This is a genomic window from Pseudomonas sp. M30-35 (assembly GCF_002163625.1).
Taxonomy (GTDB): Bacteria; Pseudomonadota; Gammaproteobacteria; order Pseudomonadales; family Pseudomonadaceae; genus Aquipseudomonas.
On the sequence record NZ_CP020892.1, the window covers coordinates 937,380 to 951,831 of the forward strand.

A 14,452-nucleotide genomic window follows, 5' to 3' on the forward strand; every position below is an offset into this window, starting at 1 on the left:
GGGGCTCCTTAGGCAATCTGGGTCATTAATTTGAGCTCAACACCTTGCAGCAACTCGGCGCAGGTTGTTGAAAAATGCTGGTAGTGCGCGGTTTGCTTATGCTCGGCAAGTGCTGCGGCATCGCGCCACTGCTCAATCATGATGAATACGTTGGGTGCATCTTGTTGCTGGTGCAGGTCGTACTGAATGCAGGCTGCTTCTTTGCGGCTGGCAGCCACCAGTGCCTGCAAGTGGTTTTTTACAGTTGCCTGATGCTCAGCAATAGCTGTGATTGTGGCGACTAACGTCAGTGTGTGGGTCATGGTCGAAACCTCAAATCGTTGGGGCAGGAATGTAGCCATGCTGAATCAATTGATCGTTTAGTAAAACCCAGAGAAACTAGAGTCTATTTCAATATTATTTTGATAATAGGCGGCCGTGATGCTTCGCTTTGATGACTTGCAACTGTTTGTGCGCACCACTGAAACAGGCAGTTTATCGGCCGCTGCTCGCTTGCTTGATATCTCTCCTGCTGTGGCCAGTGCGGCGCTAAAGCGACTGGAGCAACAACTTGATGCGCGCTTATTCGCCCGTTCTACGCGCAGTTTGCGTTTGACCGCTGAAGGTCAGGCTTTTCTCAGTCACGCCCGGCAAGCGTTGCAAAGTATTGAAGCAGGTCGCATGCAATTAGCCGGTAATAAAGTGGGTATCAGCGGCTTGATGCAGCTTTGTGCCCCTTCAGATTTTGGGCGCAACACCTTGTTGCCTTGGCTCGATGAATTTCAGCATGCACACCCACAATTACAGTTACGCCTGTTGCTGGGGGATCGCGTGACAGACCTGTTCCGCGAGCCCGTGGATATCGCTCTGCGTTATGGCGAACCCGAGGACTCAACCTTGGTTGCCTTGCCGGTGGCTGCAGATAATCGGCGTGTACTGTGTGCGTCTGCGAGTTATCTTGCGCGCCACGGTGAGCCGCAAACAATCGAGGAGTTGGCCGGACATAATTGCCTGCTGTACATGCTCAATGGGCGCGTGCATGAACGTTGGCAGTTCAGCAATGGCAAGCGCCAGCAAAGTATTACCGTGCAAGGCGACCGGCAAAGCGATGATGCCGATGTGGTGCGGCGTTGGGCGCTTGCCGGTCAGGGCTTGATGTACAAGTCGTGGTTGGACGTCGCCGGAGATGTCCAGGCCGGGCGCTTGCAAGTGCTGATGGGTGAACACCTCGGCGAAATAACGCCGCTCAATTTGATCTGCGCGCATCGCTCGCAATTAAGTAAGCCTGTGCATTTACTTCGCGAGTTTGTGCAGTCACGTTGTCGCGCACTACTGGCGAAAGCGCCTTGGGCCAATTAAGCTTGTCATAGCGCGTGACAGACGCTGACACGCTTCGTGATAGAGTTGCCCACCATGGACATGACCAGAGTCGATCGTTCGCTGATTGCGTGGCTGCTGTACGCCAGCATCCTGTTCAGTGCGTTCGCCTGCAGCATTAGTCATGGTCAGATGACCGGTTTGCAACTGAGCGGCATCGACGGGGTTTACTGCTCCGCTCAAGGCAGTAGCAACGCAGCCCTCGATATTGCCGGGTCAGACACGCCACTGTTCAATCCGGCGACAGGCTTTGGTTGTTCAATGTGCTCGACATTCGTCGGCATCGCCCTTGCTGCTTTCTTTGGCGTTCTTGGTTTATTCCTGCGCCCCCAGCAGAAACTGGTTGCACCGCGGCTGTTGTTCCGGCGGCCGGTTCGCTATCTCTGGCCCTCGGCCAATCCTCGCGCTTCCCCATTCCTCGCATAAATTCAGATGCCTGCTGCTCGGCCTGAACCGAGGGCAACAATCATAAGAATTGCATTGCACTTGCCAGCGCTTATCTACGTTATGTGGTGGGCAAGTGTATTGGGAATTGGGGAAAACTGATGCGCGATGCACATACTTCAGAGTCGCCGGTAACGGTCGTTGGCTCATCCAGTCTGTCGTTTTATAACCTGGCTTGGCGCTGGCATTTTTACGCCGGGTTGTTGGTCATACCGTTCTTTATCATGCTCTCGGTTACCGGAATTATTTACCTGTTCAAGCCGCAGCTCGACCAGCTGATGTACGGCGATTTGTTGCAGGTACCCGTTGCCGAGCAGCGAATTAGCGCTGATCGGCAAATGGCGCAGGTCATGCAGGCTTATCCAAAAGCCAACGTCAGCAAGTACCTACCGCCAGTGAATGAGCAGGGCAGTGCGCAGTTCGTGATCACTACGGCGGATGCCACGCTCAACGTGTTTGTTAATCCCTATAACGGTGAAATTCTTGGCGCTCAAGACGCTGAAGATAACCTGCAAGCCATCGCCCGCAAGCTGCATGGCGAACTGATGATTGGCACCGTTGGCGATCGCTTGGTAGAGCTGGCCGCCGGTTGGGGTATCGTCCTGGTTCTTTCGGGGTTGTATCTCTGGTGGCCGCGCGGCACGAGCAAGTCGGCGCAGTTCTGGCCGCGTTTGGCCAGTCGCGGGCGGCTGTTTTGGCGCGATGTGCATGCGGTCGTTGGCTTCTGGGGCTCGCTGCTGTTGCTGTTTATGTTGTTGACCGGCATGACCTGGACCGGTTTCTGGGGCGCCAAATTCGCGGGTGCCTGGAATCACTTCCCTGCAGCTATGTGGGATGACGTGCCGCAATCCAACAAGCTGGCCGGTAGTCTTAACACCAGCACCAACCAAACGGTGCCTTGGGCAACTGAGGTCACACCTATGCCTGAGTCTGATCCGCATGCGGCGCATAACGGTATGACGCATATGCACTCAAATGCCAGCACTGCTCAGGTCGGCTTACAGCAGGTGGTCGATAGTGCAGAGGCGCGCGGGGTGCACCCCGGTTTTAGTGTGAGCCTGCCTGTGGGTGAGCGCGGGGTTTATAGCGTTAGTGTGTTTGCCGATGATCCACGTAACGATGCCACGCTGCATATTGATCAATACAGCGGCAAAGTGCTCGCTGATATCCGTTGGAGCGATTACGGGCTGGTCGCCAGAACTGTGGAGACCGGCGTCATGCTCCACGAAGGCAAAATGTTTGGCTTAGCCAATCAGCTGCTAATGCTGTTGGTCTGCCTGATGATTTTGCTGAGTAGCGTCAGTGGTTTGGTACTCTGGTGGAAGCGTCGTCCACAAGGTCGCTTTGGCGTGCCACCCATTCGTCATGATCTACCGATCTGGCGCGGGGGCATGGTGATTATGCTGGTGGTTGCTTGCCTGTTCCCGTTGGTTGGCGCTTCGTTATTGTTGGTTGCACCATTGGACTGGCTGTTTACACGTCGGCGGATTAACGCTCAATTACAAATCAGTTGAACCCGAGTGTTATTAAATTGCCCCAATATTTAACGTGAGTAAGTCGTACGCGCTATTGCATTACATGATTTATCTGGTCACTCAAGGAGATTGCCATGGAAGACAAAAATAGTATCAGTGAAGGTCGTTGGGTCCGCAAAAGTTCTAATTCAGTAAAAGAGACGGCTGACCGTCTTCTTGCCAGGTTGGACGCATTCCCTGAAGTCATGCGAGTCGCGCGGTTGAATCAACAAGACATTGCCAAGTTATCCGGTGAGGAAGTTAACCCGACGGAATGTCTATTGATCCAAAATACTACTCTGGTTGGAAAGCTGCTTAGCGCCAATCTTGAAGCGGGTTTTGAGTTGCCCGTCAGGGTGTTTATTTGGCAGGCAGATGATGGTCAAGTCTGGGTTCGTTGTACCGATATCGATCATTTAGATAGCGCATATCAGCTAAATGGTGCGGACGGGGCGATTGCTGCGATTAATTCACTGCTGCCTGACTGGCTTGATTATATGGTCGCTGCAAGTTGATTAAACAGGGCCTGACTATTGATGAACCCTATTAAGGTGCAATCCACGTGCGCCCGGATTACAGCTTGATAGGGGGGCATGTCATGCATTGTTTTTATTACAACAGTGTTCATTTATGTGAGTTTTTATTCAATGTTACTGGAGAGCTTGAATGTTAAATAAAATTCTATTGGTTGCGGCGCTGATGAGCCCTGCTTTTTTGGCCAATGCCCATGAGTTCGATCTGGGCGATCTGCATATCGAGCACCCGTGGTCACGCGAGATGCCACCCGTTGCTCCAACTGCGGCGGCTTATTTTGTTGTCGATAACAAGGGTAAGGAGGCTGATCGGCTCATCGCCGTCGAGACCCCAGTTGCTGGCAAGGCAGAGATGCATGAGCACGTCCATGCTGGCGATGTGATGAAAATGCAGCAGGTGCAAGGCGTTGATATTCCCGCAGGCGGTCAGGTCAGGTTTGAGCCCATGGGTTACCACGTCATGTTGTTCAATCTGGAGCAGCAGATGAAAGCGGGTGAGCATTTCCCCATGACCTTGACCTTTGAGAAGGCCGGTGATGTCGAAGTGCAAGTCAATGTGCAGAAGGATGCGCCAGCCGCAGGCGAGGCACATAAACACTAGTAGTGGAGGTGTAGGGTGTGACAACGCGCAGCTTGTCCACCGCGAATCGGCAAGCAACCCTGTTTTGCGCCGCAAATGGCGGACAGAAAAGCGCTGTCCGCCCTACACGATAAATATCACCGCGTGGGGTGTGACACGCGCAACTTGCCCACCCCATCTGTTTTAAGTTAAACGTGCGTCGAGACTGTTTTGCGCGAGACGCTTGGCCTGGTCTTCGGTCATGCCGAGGCTGGTATGCAGCGCTGCAAAGTTCTCGGTGACGTAGCCACCGAAATAGGCAGGGTCATCTGAGTTGACGGTGACCTTGACGCCGCGCTCAAGCATCTCAAGGATATTGTGCTGGCGCATATCGTCAAACACACAGAGCTTGGTGTTGGACAGCGGGCAAACGGTCAGCGGAATCTGTTCATCAATGATGCGCTGCATCAGGCGCTCGTCTTCAATCGCCCGGACACCGTGATCAATGCGCTCGATTTTCAGCAAGTCGAGCGCCTCCCAGATGTATTCCGGCGGGCCTTCTTCACCTGCGTGCGCCACGCTCAGATAACCTTCGCTGCGAGCCTTGTCGAACACCCGTTGAAACTTGCTTGGCGGGTGGCCCATCTCTGAGCTGTCGAGACCGACGGCGATAAAGGCATCGCGAAATGGCGTTGCTTGATCAAGTGTTTTGAAGGCTTCTTCTTCTGATAAATGGCGCAAGAAGCTGAGAATCAAACCATGGCTGATGCCCAGCTGTTTTTTTCCGTCATCCAGCGCCTGCTTGATACCCGTCAGCACCACCTCAAATGGAATGCCACGATCGGTATGGGTTTGTGGGTCAAAGAACGGTTCTGTGTGAATCACGTTCTGTGCCTTGCAGCGCTCCAGGTAAGCCCAGGTCAGGTCGTAGAAATCCTGCTCGGTACGCAGAACATCAGCACCCCGGTAGTACAGGTCGAGAAACTCCTGCAGATTGTTAAACGCATACGCGCCGCGTAGCGCTTCAACATCATTCCACGGCAGCACGATTTTATTGCGCTCAGCCAGCGCAAACAGCAACTCAGGCTCAAGCGAACCTTCAAGATGCAAATGAAGTTCGGCTTTGGGTAGGGCGTTGAGCCAATCGTACATAGTTAATTCTCGTCAGCTGTTTAGTCAGGCCATAGTTTAACCGCTGAGTCAGGAATCGGCGAGGGTGATGCAGCGGCCCTCGCGGTTCATATAGCTGTTTGCTTGCTTATTAGCTTTCAGCTTGTTCGGTGCGGCGGTAGGCGTAAGTGTCAGCGAAGCGGGAAAGTAAATATTCGGCACTGGTAGTGGCTGCATATTTGGCCGGGTTATTGGCGTCGGAGCAGCCGGGCAGGCAGCTGATTTCGGTGTCGGGGTGTGGCTCGGCGAAGAATGGCATTGAGTAACGATCAACCCCCAATGGGCTGATAACCCGATGCGGTGTCGACTTGTAGCGGTCGTTGCTCCAGCGCGCCATCATGTCGCCGATATTGACCACAAAACTGCCTTCAATTGGCGGCGCATCAATCCATTCGCCATTGACGTTTTGCACCTGCAAGCCACCGGCGCTGTCTTGGTAAAGCAAGGTCACGCAGCCGTAATCTGTGTGCGCCCCCGCGCCTTGTTGCTCGGCGCTGCTGGCGGTGTGGCGCGGAGGATAGTGGATCATACGAAACACGCTGATTGGCTCTTCGAAACGCGTATCGAAAAAATCACGCTCAATCCCCAACGCGATAGTCATGCTGCGCAGCAGGGTTTTTGCCAGCTCATGCATGTCGTTGTAATGCTGCTCCATCAGCTCGTTCCAACCGCTCAGTTGTGGGTGGCGATTAGGGCCGCGTAACGGTTTGCCAGCCACTACATCCGGGTGATCCGCTGGCATGTTGAAACCCATGTCGAAGGTTTCTTTGAGGTCGCTGGGTTTGCTCGGATCGAGTTGCTCGGTGGCAATTGCGCCGTAGCCTCGATGATGCTGGGTCTGGGTAATATCAATCTTGAGTTTTTCAGCGTCGGGCTGGCCGAAGAAGGTCTTCGCCGCATCCGCCAGCTGGGTAATACGTTGGGTGGAGATTGGGTGGCCGGTGATGTAAAAAAAGCCCCATTCGCGGCAGGCTTGATCAATCTGCCTGGCAACCTGTTTCCAAGCGTTTTCATCAGTGCTGTAGAGCGGGGCTATATCGATTAGGGGCAGTTGATTTGGATTCATGATCTTCTCTGAGAATAGACTGCCAGGGCTTGGCTGGCAGTCTCAATCAGTTATTAGTAGCCAAGGGCTGCGCCGCGAATTACTTCGGCAGTTCAGCTTTGACGTTTTCGACGTAGTAATTCATCGAGGCCAGCTCGGCATTGGTGGCGACGACACCCTCTGCAATTTTGACTGCGCCGCTCTGGTCTTTGATTGGGCCGGTGAACGGATGGAATTCACCGCTCTTGATGCTGGCTTCAATCTGCTCGGCCTCAGCTTTGACGTCCGCCGGAACCAAATCGCTGAGCGGCAGTTGGATGGTGTCGTCATTCAAGCCGCCCCAGTAATCCTGTGATTTCCAGTTGCCGTCAATCACAGCTTGCGCTGACTTAATGTAGTGCGGCCCCCAGTTGTTGACGATCGAAGTCAGCACGGCATTTGGTCCAAAGTGCTGCATGTCAGAGGCATAGCCGACTGCGTACACGCCCCGGCGTTCTGCTGTCTGGATGGGTGCTGGGCTGTCAGTGTGCTGGAACACTACGTCAACGCCTTGGTCGATCAGAGCGTTTGCAGCGTCAGACTCTTTACCCGGGTCGAACCAGGAGTTAACCCAGACCACTTTGATTTCGGTGCCTGGGTTGTACTTGTCGAGTGCCAGTTGGATCGAGTTGATATCGCGGATCACTTCTGGAATTGGGAAGGAGGCGATGTAACCGATTTTCTTGGTCTTGGTCATCTTCGCGGCAAGGTAGCCACCGACATAACGGCCTTCATACGAACGCGACAAATAGGTGCCGACGTTCTTGGCTTGCTTGTAACCCGTTGCATGCTCAAAGGTTACTTTCGGGAACTGCTTGGCGACTTTCAAGGTTGGATTCATGTAACCAAACGACGTGGTGAAAATCAGGTCGTAGCCACTTTTCGCCATGTTACGAATAACGCGCTCGGCGTCAGCGCCTTCTGGCACGTTTTCGACGAAGCTGGTTTCGATCTTGTCACCCATCTTCTCAACCATCATTTTACGGCCTTGCTCGTGCTGATAGGTCCAGCCGTGGTCGCCGATAGGGCCTATATAGACGAAGCCGACCTTCAGTGGGTCAGCGGCGGACGCGCTCATGGCGGCGCTAAAACCGAGGGCGGCGACGAGGGCACGCAGCAGTGGCTTTTTACTCTTCTTCTGCATAGCGGGTATTGCTCCGTAGGTGAAGTTAATTGCGGCTAGGCGCTGAATTCTTGTTGGCGCTAAGTCGGTTGCAAAAAACTGACCAACTAGACAATTACCCGTTCTCAGGCGATTCCTCCCTAGTTAGGGGCCTCTGAAAAGGTAGCGAGCGACGATAGTACAAGGCAAAAAAATGCGAAGAAGCGACCGGGGTCGCGCGCGACTTTAGTGGCCTAAATGAGCATTTTGAGCAGTTTTTTTAACACCGTAATATCTAGCGCAGTAGTTTTTAGAGGTTCCTTAAAACACAGAACCCTGCCGGAGCAGGGTTCTGTGTTGGTGCAACTGCGCTGGCGAAAGTCACCTGCGTGCTGCCAAGTGGTGCAAGCGCTTGGTTAGCCTGCGATCAACTCTTTGGCTGCTTGGCGGTGATCGGCAATCAGCTGAGCAACATCAAGGCCTTCGATTTGACCGTCGATGACGCGCCATTGGCCACCAATCATCATCCTGTCAGCACGGTCCGCGCCACACAGCAGTAACGCCGAAATTGGATCGTGGCTGCCGGAGAAGCGCAGTTCATCAAGTTTGAAAAATGCCAGATCCGCTTGTTTGCCCACGGCCAGCTCACCAATGTCGCTACGCCCAAGCAGGCGTGCCGAGCCTTTGCTGGCCCAGCCGAGCACCAGTTCAGGGGTGATCTTTTCTGCACCGTAGCGCAGGCGCTGAATGTACAGCGCCTGCCGTGCTTCGAGGATCATGTTTGAAGCATCATTCGATGCCGAGCCATCAACCCCCAAGCCGATTGGCGCGCCAGCTGCTTCCAGGTCGATGGTTGGGCAGATCCCGGATGCCAAGCGCATGTTTGAGCTTGGGCAGTGGCAAATACCGGTGCCAGCCTGGCCCAGACGCACGATCTCATCAGGGTTGAAATGGATGCCGTGGGCCAACCAGGTACGTGAGCTGAGCCAGCCGACACTGTCGAGATAATCAACGGTGCGCAGGCCAAAGCGCTGCAGGCAGAAATCTTCTTCATCCAGTGTTTCGGCCAAATGCGTGTGCAGGCGTACATCCATCTTCTCAGCCAGGTCAGCGCTTTCACGCATGATCTCTTGGGTCACCGAGAAGGGTGAGCAGGGCGCCAAGGCGATTTGGATTTGCGCGCCATCGCCACGCTCATGGTATTCATTGATCAGGCGCAGGCTGTCTTCAAGAATTACCTGACCTTGTTGCACCGTTTGCTGCGGCGGCAGGCCGCCATCGGCTTCGCCTAAACTCATCGAACCACGCGTGAGCATGGCGCGCATACCAAGTTCACGTACCGCTTCGACTTGCACGTCAATCGCGTTTTCCAAACCACCCGGGAACAGGTAATGGTGGTCGGCAGCAGTACTGCAACCCGACAACAACAGTTCTGCCAGCGCAACTTTACTCGCCAGAGCGAGTTTTTCTGGCGTCAGACGAGCCCAAACCGGGTAGAGGGTTTTCAGCCACGGAAATAACGGCTGATTGACCACTGGGCCCCAAGCGCGGGTGAGTGTCTGGTAGAAGTGATGATGGGTATTGATTAGCCCCGGCAGTACCACGTGCTCGCGGGCGTCGAAGACCGCATAACCAGGTTTTGCAGGTTGCTGACCCGCGCCGAGAATTTCGCTGATGACGCCATGCTCGACGACAATGCCGCCTGAGGCATCAAGGCCGTTGGCAGTGAAAGTGGCGAGTGGGGTTTTGATCCAGATATGAGTATTAGGCACCATGCAGGCCCTCTGAGTTGATTTCAGGTAGCCAGCTCAGTGTTAACCCTGTCTGCTGATCCAGGTGCGCCGCACGGGGGCGCGACAGGTACTTAAGATAACCGTCAACGTGATCTTGTTCAACAAAACCGAGTTAGGTTGCACCTGAAGCTCATCCGTCTTGGTAACTGAATCTGTGTATTACCAGGCGATTGTTTGGCCTTTGTAGTCAATAAAGTGATGACCACCTTTACCGGCAAAGCGTTGCACTTGAACGGCTAATCCCGCGCAGCTGGTTTCAACGTCAATCTCGGCATTCGGTCCGCCCATCTCTGTTCTAACCCAACCTGGATGCAGGGAAAGTACGGTCGGGCGCGGCTCAGGCAGTGCGCATACAAAACTGTTGGTCAAGGAGTTGAGCGCCGCTTTACTGGCTTTATACAGCGCCATGTTGTCGCCTTCCGGGTTGGTTACGCTGCCTAGTACCGAACTCATAAACGCCAGAACCCCAGTGTCTGGGCGAAGCTGATCAACTAATCTTTCAGCCAAACGGATCGGGGCGGCGACGTTGGTCATAAACAACTGGCCGAGTTCTTTCTGAGTTGCAGCTCCAGCCGACTGATGCTCGGGACCAAGTACCCCAGCATTGACGAAGATCAGATCGAATACTTGGTCCTCAAGTTGTTTGACCAGCGCATCTAACGACTCGTTGCTGTCGATATCCAATGTTTCGATTTTTACCCCCTGTACAGCTTTCAGCTCATCAGCCCGTTGTGGTGAGCGAACGGTTGCCATGACGCTCCAACCTAACAGGCTGAATTGTTTCACCAGGCCAAGGCCCAGGCCGCGAGAGGCTCCGATTATTAACGCTGTTTGTTGCTCGGCCATAAAGGTCTCCTCGGGTTGTATATTGGATGGCGCCATTGTCTACGATTTTGCCTGATCAAATCTCGGGCAATAAAAAACGCCCCTGATTCGGGGCGTTTTTTAACTACAGGTCAGTAGTTATAGGTCAGGGGTTATGGTTCAGAAATTTTGAACCAGAAATTGAAGGTGTCGAGGTTGCTCAACATTTCCTTGAACTTGGCTTTGTCACCGTCGACTGTCACTTCGCCGCTTTCAGTCAAGTTGCCCATTTTCAATTTACCCAGAGCGATGTCATTGAGAACGCTGCGGTTGAGGGTCACTGAGCCGTCAACTGCCTTGCGGGTCTTGTCCTTGGCATAATTCATCACGCCATTTTTGACCGTTAACAGAAACTTCTCTTGGGTGTCTGGGAACTCAAGATTGAAGGCATAGTTCTTATCGCCGACCTTAGGACCATTAAGGTGAACGGCCACGAAGTCCAGGATCATTTCCGTGGTCATGCTGCGAATGAGGTCAGGAGAACTGGCGTTAGGTGTAATCATTTTCTTAACACCGTTACGCAGTTCTTGAGCACCACTCAAGTAGAAGTTACGTGCAGGACCGGATTCGGCCTGATAACCCATTTGCTCGAGTGCATCGGCTTCTAGGTTACGGGCTGCCTGGTTTTCTGGATCAGCAAACACCAGCTTGTTGGTTACAGTCGCGGACCAGCGATACTCGCCTTTATCGTAAGCTTCCTGGGCATTTGCCAGCATCTTGTCGGCACCTACCATTGCAACATACTTCCTGGCTTCTTCTACCGGCGGCAGCGGGTTGAAGTTAGCTGGGTTACCGTCCCAGAAGCCGAGGTACAACTGATACGTCGCGCGTACGTTGTGCTTCAGGTCACCGTAATAACTGCGGTTGTAGAACTCTTTGGCCAAGCTGTCTGGCAGCACGAATTCTTCAGCGATCTCATTCATGGTCATGCCTTGGTTAGCCATGCGCAGTGTTTGATCGTTGATGTATTTGTACAGGTCGCGTTGTTTTTCCAGGTGTTCGACAACCCTTTCTTGCCCCCATTGTGGCCAGTGGTGGCTACCAAACGAAACTTCAGCTTTGTCGCCCCACATGTCGAGGGTTTCACCCAGGGTGCTGGACCACTTTTGTGCGCTGCGTACTTTGGCGCCGCGCAGGGTGAGCAAGTTGTGCAGGGTGTGGTTGGCGTCTTCGGCTAAATCCAGTGCTTTAAACTGCGGGAAGTAGAAGAGCATTTCCGCTGGCGCTTCGGTGCCAGGCGCCATTTGGAATTCTACATCGACACCGTCAATGGTCATCTTCTCGCCAGTCTTGCCGATCAACTTGTTCGGCTCAAGCAGAGTGATATCGCCGGCAGCAGTGGTGATACCTAGACCAGCCCCGACGTTACCTTTGGGATTTTTCGGTAGCAGGTTGCCGAACATGTACGAGGCGCGACGGCTCATCGCTGTGCCAGCAAATACGTTCTCGCTCACGGCTTCTTCCATAAAGCCTTCAGGCGCAATGAGTGGAACCTTGCCTGACTTAACATCGGCCTCATCGACGATTGCACGCAGCCCCGCGAAGTGATCGAGGTGTGAGTGAGTGATGAGCACCGCCGAAACAGGCAGTCTCTCGACTTTATCGTTGATCAGGTCCAGTGCCGCCTTGGCTGTTTCGTCTGAGGTCAGCGGATCAATCACAATCCAGCCGGTTTTACCGCGCACGAACGTCATATTCGCCAAGTCGATGTTGCGCACCTGATAAATGCCATCCACCACTTTGAACAGGCCGCGAATTGCCAACAGCTGCGATTGACGCCATAGGCTCGGGTTTACGGTTGCCGGTGCCTCGCCTTCTTTATTAAGGAAGTCATACTGTGTCAGGTCGATAACAGTCTTGCCGTCCTTGCCTTTAATTACCGGGCTAGGCAGGTCAGCAATGAAGCCGCGCCTGGCGTCTTCGAAATCTTGCTTATTGGTGAAGGGGAGGTAGTTCGCGATTGCCTCGTTGGCTTTCTTGGTTGTGTCGGTTGCTTCATTAGGCGCAGCAAATGCACTGCTGGTAATAACCACAGTGGAAAGTACTGCAAGGGATAATCGTTTTGTTACAAGTCCTAGCATGCTTACAACTCCTTGATATTCATACTCCCACCAGTCAGTGGGAGTCCGTCTGCTTGCGAAAATACAGCCATGGAACCGCACTTAGGTTGCATGAGCCTTTGAGCGCGATTCGAAATAGAGGATTACCGCAGGTGAATAACGCGCGTAATCGAGTCACTTTTTGTTTAGTCTTGGGGAACTCTATTGGAAAAAAATAGATTCAACTGTCCCAAAAGTGACAATTGATAAATAAGGTAATAAATGGACTTTTTTGATGCCGCGCAGACACTGCGAAGCCATGGTTGGCTGTCACAAACACCCGTTGAGTTTCAGGATGCGTTGTTAAGTCGTGCGACTCTCCAGCATTACCATGCGGGTGAGGTTATCTTGCGTTGTGCAATGCCCGGCAATGCCATAATTGGGCTGGCCAGTGGTTGCCTCGCCTGCCAATTGCCGCCGCGAGTAGACACTTCAAGCTTGCTTCATTTATTTGCGCCGGGCGCATGGACTGGTGAGTTAGCATTCCTCAGTGGAGGCATTCGTCGAGTTGACACCATTGCTTACACCGATAGTTATTGCCTGCGTTTGACTAAAGCCTGCATGGACAAAATCCTCGAGCAAGAACCCGGTTACTGGCAGTGGTGTAACCTGCTTACGGCGATCACCTCTGATGTCGCATTGATGACTCTCGATGCACTGACCACTTCTGATGCCACCACGCGAATCGCTAAGACATTGCAGCGGCTGGCAACCATTAGCGATAAAACCCGTCTGCCGAAAACCTCACAGTCTGATATTGGCTCGATGGCAGGCTTGTCGCGTAAAAGCGCGCACGAGGCGTTAAAGCGGCTGGAGCAAATGGGCATTGTGCGCTGCGGTTATGGAACTGTTGAGGTGCTCAGCCTCGATGCACTTGAGTGCATTTCGCAGGGAATTAAACCACCGGTTTGAGCAGGGACTCAGCGCATATCAATGGTCATCAGGACGAAGGGGATTCGATGCGGGGCAGACCGCAGTGGGTCTGCCCTTATTGAACTGATCAGTGACCTGGCTGCCAGGGTTTACCCAATGACACTGGCGCGAACAAGCGGGTTTTGATCGGGTCGCGTGACAACAACACCAAGACCACAATCGTTGCGACATACGGCAGCATGGCTAGCAGGTTCGAGGGGATCGACAAGCCGATACCCTGGGCAACCAAGTGAATGATGCTGGCCAAACCAAATAGGTAAGCGCCGAGCAACACACGCATTACTCGCCAACTGGCAAAAACCACTAACGCCAAGGCAATCCAGCCGCGTCCAGCTGTCATGTTTTCCGCCCACATTGGCGTATAAGCCAGCGACAGGTATGCCCCGGCCAAGCCGGCCATGGCGCCGCCGAACAGCACCGCCAGGGTGCGTACGCGCAGCACCGGTAAACCCATGGCGCTGGCGGCATCCGGGTTCTCGCCTACAGCTTGGACAATAAGACCAATGCGGGTTTTCAATATCACCCATGCGACCAGCGCAAACAGCGCGAATGACAGATAAATCAGTAAATCCTGAGCGAACAGCATGCGCCCGATCAGTGGAATATCACTTAAAAAAGGAATAATCACCGGTTCAAAACCGGTCAATGGTTTACCCACCCAGGCTGCACCAACAAAGGTCGATAAACCGACGCCGAAGATGGTCAGCGCCAAGCTGGTGGCTACTTGATTGGCGTTAAAGCCCAAAGCCACAGCCGCGAACAGCAATGACAAAAGCATGCCCGCCGCCATCGCCAGTATTACTCCAAGCCACAGGTTGCCGGTGCTGAACGCGATGATAAAACCAATTACCGCGCCAAATAGCATCATGCCTTCTTGGCCCAGGTTGAGTACGCCACTTTTCTCGCAGACCATTTCACCCAATGCGACCAGCAGCAGCGGAGTGCCGGTGCGCACCATGGCGAATAAAATGTTGCTCAGTAAGTCGATATCCATGCAGCTT

General features: G+C 53.5%; 14 protein-coding genes. 6 read left to right on the top strand and 8 right to left on the bottom strand.

Annotation, left to right across the window (positions count from 1 at the left end; all coding sequences use genetic code 11):
* Positions 1-8: 8 nt before the first annotated feature.
* Complete coding sequence (locus B9K09_RS04375; protein WP_256574228.1) at positions 9-302, bottom strand: putative quinol monooxygenase; 294 nt, start codon at positions 300-302, stop codon at positions 9-11.
* A gap of 118 nt (positions 303-420) precedes the next feature.
* Here B9K09_RS04375 and B9K09_RS04380 point away from each other — a divergent pair, with 118 nt between their 5' ends.
* From B9K09_RS04380 to B9K09_RS04400, 5 genes are all read left to right on the top strand, one after another.
* On the top strand, positions 421-1,338 hold the full coding sequence (locus tag B9K09_RS04380) for a LysR family transcriptional regulator (RefSeq protein ID WP_087515681.1): 918 nt from the start codon (positions 421-423) through the stop codon (positions 1,336-1,338).
* A gap of 54 nt (positions 1,339-1,392) precedes the next feature.
* A complete protein-coding gene (locus B9K09_RS04385; protein WP_087515682.1) occupies positions 1,393-1,782 on the top strand; it encodes a DUF2946 domain-containing protein in 390 nt (129 codons plus the stop codon).
* 119 nt (positions 1,783-1,901) lie between these two features.
* The gene (locus tag B9K09_RS04390; RefSeq protein ID WP_087515683.1) at positions 1,902-3,314 is read left to right on the top strand and encodes a PepSY domain-containing protein; all 1,413 of its coding nucleotides are present in this window, start codon (positions 1,902-1,904) and stop codon (positions 3,312-3,314) included.
* A 95-nt stretch (positions 3,315-3,409) separates the two neighbouring features.
* On the top strand, positions 3,410-3,829 hold the full coding sequence (locus B9K09_RS04395) for a DUF302 domain-containing protein (protein WP_087515684.1): 420 nt from the start codon (positions 3,410-3,412) through the stop codon (positions 3,827-3,829).
* 151 nt (positions 3,830-3,980) lie between these two features.
* The gene (locus B9K09_RS04400; protein WP_087515685.1) at positions 3,981-4,448 is read left to right on the top strand and encodes a copper chaperone PCu(A)C; all 468 of its coding nucleotides are present in this window, start codon (positions 3,981-3,983) and stop codon (positions 4,446-4,448) included.
* 162 nt (positions 4,449-4,610) lie between these two features.
* Here B9K09_RS04400 and B9K09_RS04405 read toward each other — a convergent pair whose 3' ends face one another.
* The 6 genes from B9K09_RS04405 to B9K09_RS04430 all read right to left on the bottom strand — a co-directional run bounded on the left by B9K09_RS04405 (position 4,611) and on the right by B9K09_RS04430 (position 12,500).
* Positions 4,611-5,558: an adenosine deaminase gene (locus tag B9K09_RS04405; RefSeq protein ID WP_087515686.1), complete on the bottom strand. Its 948-nt coding sequence runs from the start codon at positions 5,556-5,558 to the stop codon at positions 4,611-4,613.
* Positions 5,559-5,667: 109 nt separating this feature from the next.
* Positions 5,668-6,642, bottom strand: coding sequence for a 2-oxoglutarate and iron-dependent oxygenase domain-containing protein (locus tag B9K09_RS04410; RefSeq protein WP_087515687.1), 975 nt, complete (start codon positions 6,640-6,642; stop codon positions 5,668-5,670).
* A 79-nt stretch (positions 6,643-6,721) separates the two neighbouring features.
* On the bottom strand, positions 6,722-7,804 hold the full coding sequence (locus B9K09_RS04415) for a BMP family ABC transporter substrate-binding protein (RefSeq protein WP_087515688.1): 1,083 nt from the start codon (positions 7,802-7,804) through the stop codon (positions 6,722-6,724).
* Positions 7,805-8,178: 374 nt separating this feature from the next.
* On the bottom strand, positions 8,179-9,537 hold the full coding sequence (locus tag B9K09_RS04420; RefSeq protein ID WP_177408635.1) for an 8-oxoguanine deaminase: 1,359 nt from the start codon (positions 9,535-9,537) through the stop codon (positions 8,179-8,181).
* Between the two features lie 177 nt (positions 9,538-9,714).
* A complete protein-coding gene (locus B9K09_RS04425; protein WP_087515689.1) occupies positions 9,715-10,401 on the bottom strand; it encodes an SDR family oxidoreductase in 687 nt (228 codons plus the stop codon).
* A gap of 131 nt (positions 10,402-10,532) precedes the next feature.
* Positions 10,533-12,500 (bottom strand): alkyl/aryl-sulfatase, encoded by a 1,968-nt coding sequence (locus B9K09_RS04430; protein WP_087515690.1) that lies wholly within the window; start codon positions 12,498-12,500, stop codon positions 10,533-10,535.
* 240 nt (positions 12,501-12,740) lie between these two features.
* Between B9K09_RS04430 and B9K09_RS04435 the strand changes: the two genes are divergently transcribed.
* The gene (locus B9K09_RS04435) at positions 12,741-13,430 is read left to right on the top strand and encodes a Crp/Fnr family transcriptional regulator (RefSeq protein WP_087515691.1); all 690 of its coding nucleotides are present in this window, start codon (positions 12,741-12,743) and stop codon (positions 13,428-13,430) included.
* A gap of 88 nt (positions 13,431-13,518) precedes the next feature.
* Here B9K09_RS04435 and B9K09_RS04440 read toward each other — a convergent pair whose 3' ends face one another.
* Positions 13,519-14,445: an ABC transporter permease gene (locus B9K09_RS04440; RefSeq protein WP_087515692.1), complete on the bottom strand. Its 927-nt coding sequence runs from the start codon at positions 14,443-14,445 to the stop codon at positions 13,519-13,521.
* Positions 14,446-14,452: the final 7 nt, after the last annotated feature.

Bases quoted from the DNA above. Each gene is read 5' to 3' on its own strand.
- B9K09_RS04405 (WP_087515686.1), bottom strand. From the start codon at position 5,558: ATGTACGATTGGCTCAACGCCCTACCCAAAGCCGAACTTCATTTGCAT.
- B9K09_RS04440 (WP_087515692.1), bottom strand. From the start codon at position 14,445: ATGGATATCGACTTACTGAGCAACATTTTATTCGCCATGGTGCGCACC.
- B9K09_RS04390 (WP_087515683.1), top strand. From the start codon at position 1,902: ATGCGCGATGCACATACTTCAGAGTCGCCGGTAACGGTCGTTGGCTCA.
- B9K09_RS04385 (WP_087515682.1), top strand. From the start codon at position 1,393: ATGGACATGACCAGAGTCGATCGTTCGCTGATTGCGTGGCTGCTGTAC.
- B9K09_RS04425 (WP_087515689.1), bottom strand. From the start codon at position 10,401: ATGGCCGAGCAACAAACAGCGTTAATAATCGGAGCCTCTCGCGGCCTG.
- B9K09_RS04415 (WP_087515688.1), bottom strand. From the start codon at position 7,804: ATGCAGAAGAAGAGTAAAAAGCCACTGCTGCGTGCCCTCGTCGCCGCC.
- B9K09_RS04400 (WP_087515685.1), top strand. From the start codon at position 3,981: ATGTTAAATAAAATTCTATTGGTTGCGGCGCTGATGAGCCCTGCTTTT.
- B9K09_RS04380 (WP_087515681.1), top strand. From the start codon at position 421: ATGCTTCGCTTTGATGACTTGCAACTGTTTGTGCGCACCACTGAAACA.
- B9K09_RS04420 (WP_177408635.1), bottom strand. From the start codon at position 9,537: ATGGTGCCTAATACTCATATCTGGATCAAAACCCCACTCGCCACTTTC.
- B9K09_RS04375 (WP_256574228.1), bottom strand. From the start codon at position 302: ATGACCCACACACTGACGTTAGTCGCCACAATCACAGCTATTGCTGAG.
- B9K09_RS04435 (WP_087515691.1), top strand. From the start codon at position 12,741: ATGGACTTTTTTGATGCCGCGCAGACACTGCGAAGCCATGGTTGGCTG.
- B9K09_RS04410 (WP_087515687.1), bottom strand. From the start codon at position 6,642: ATGAATCCAAATCAACTGCCCCTAATCGATATAGCCCCGCTCTACAGC.
- B9K09_RS04430 (WP_087515690.1), bottom strand. From the start codon at position 12,500: ATGCTAGGACTTGTAACAAAACGATTATCCCTTGCAGTACTTTCCACT.
- B9K09_RS04395 (WP_087515684.1), top strand. From the start codon at position 3,410: ATGGAAGACAAAAATAGTATCAGTGAAGGTCGTTGGGTCCGCAAAAGT.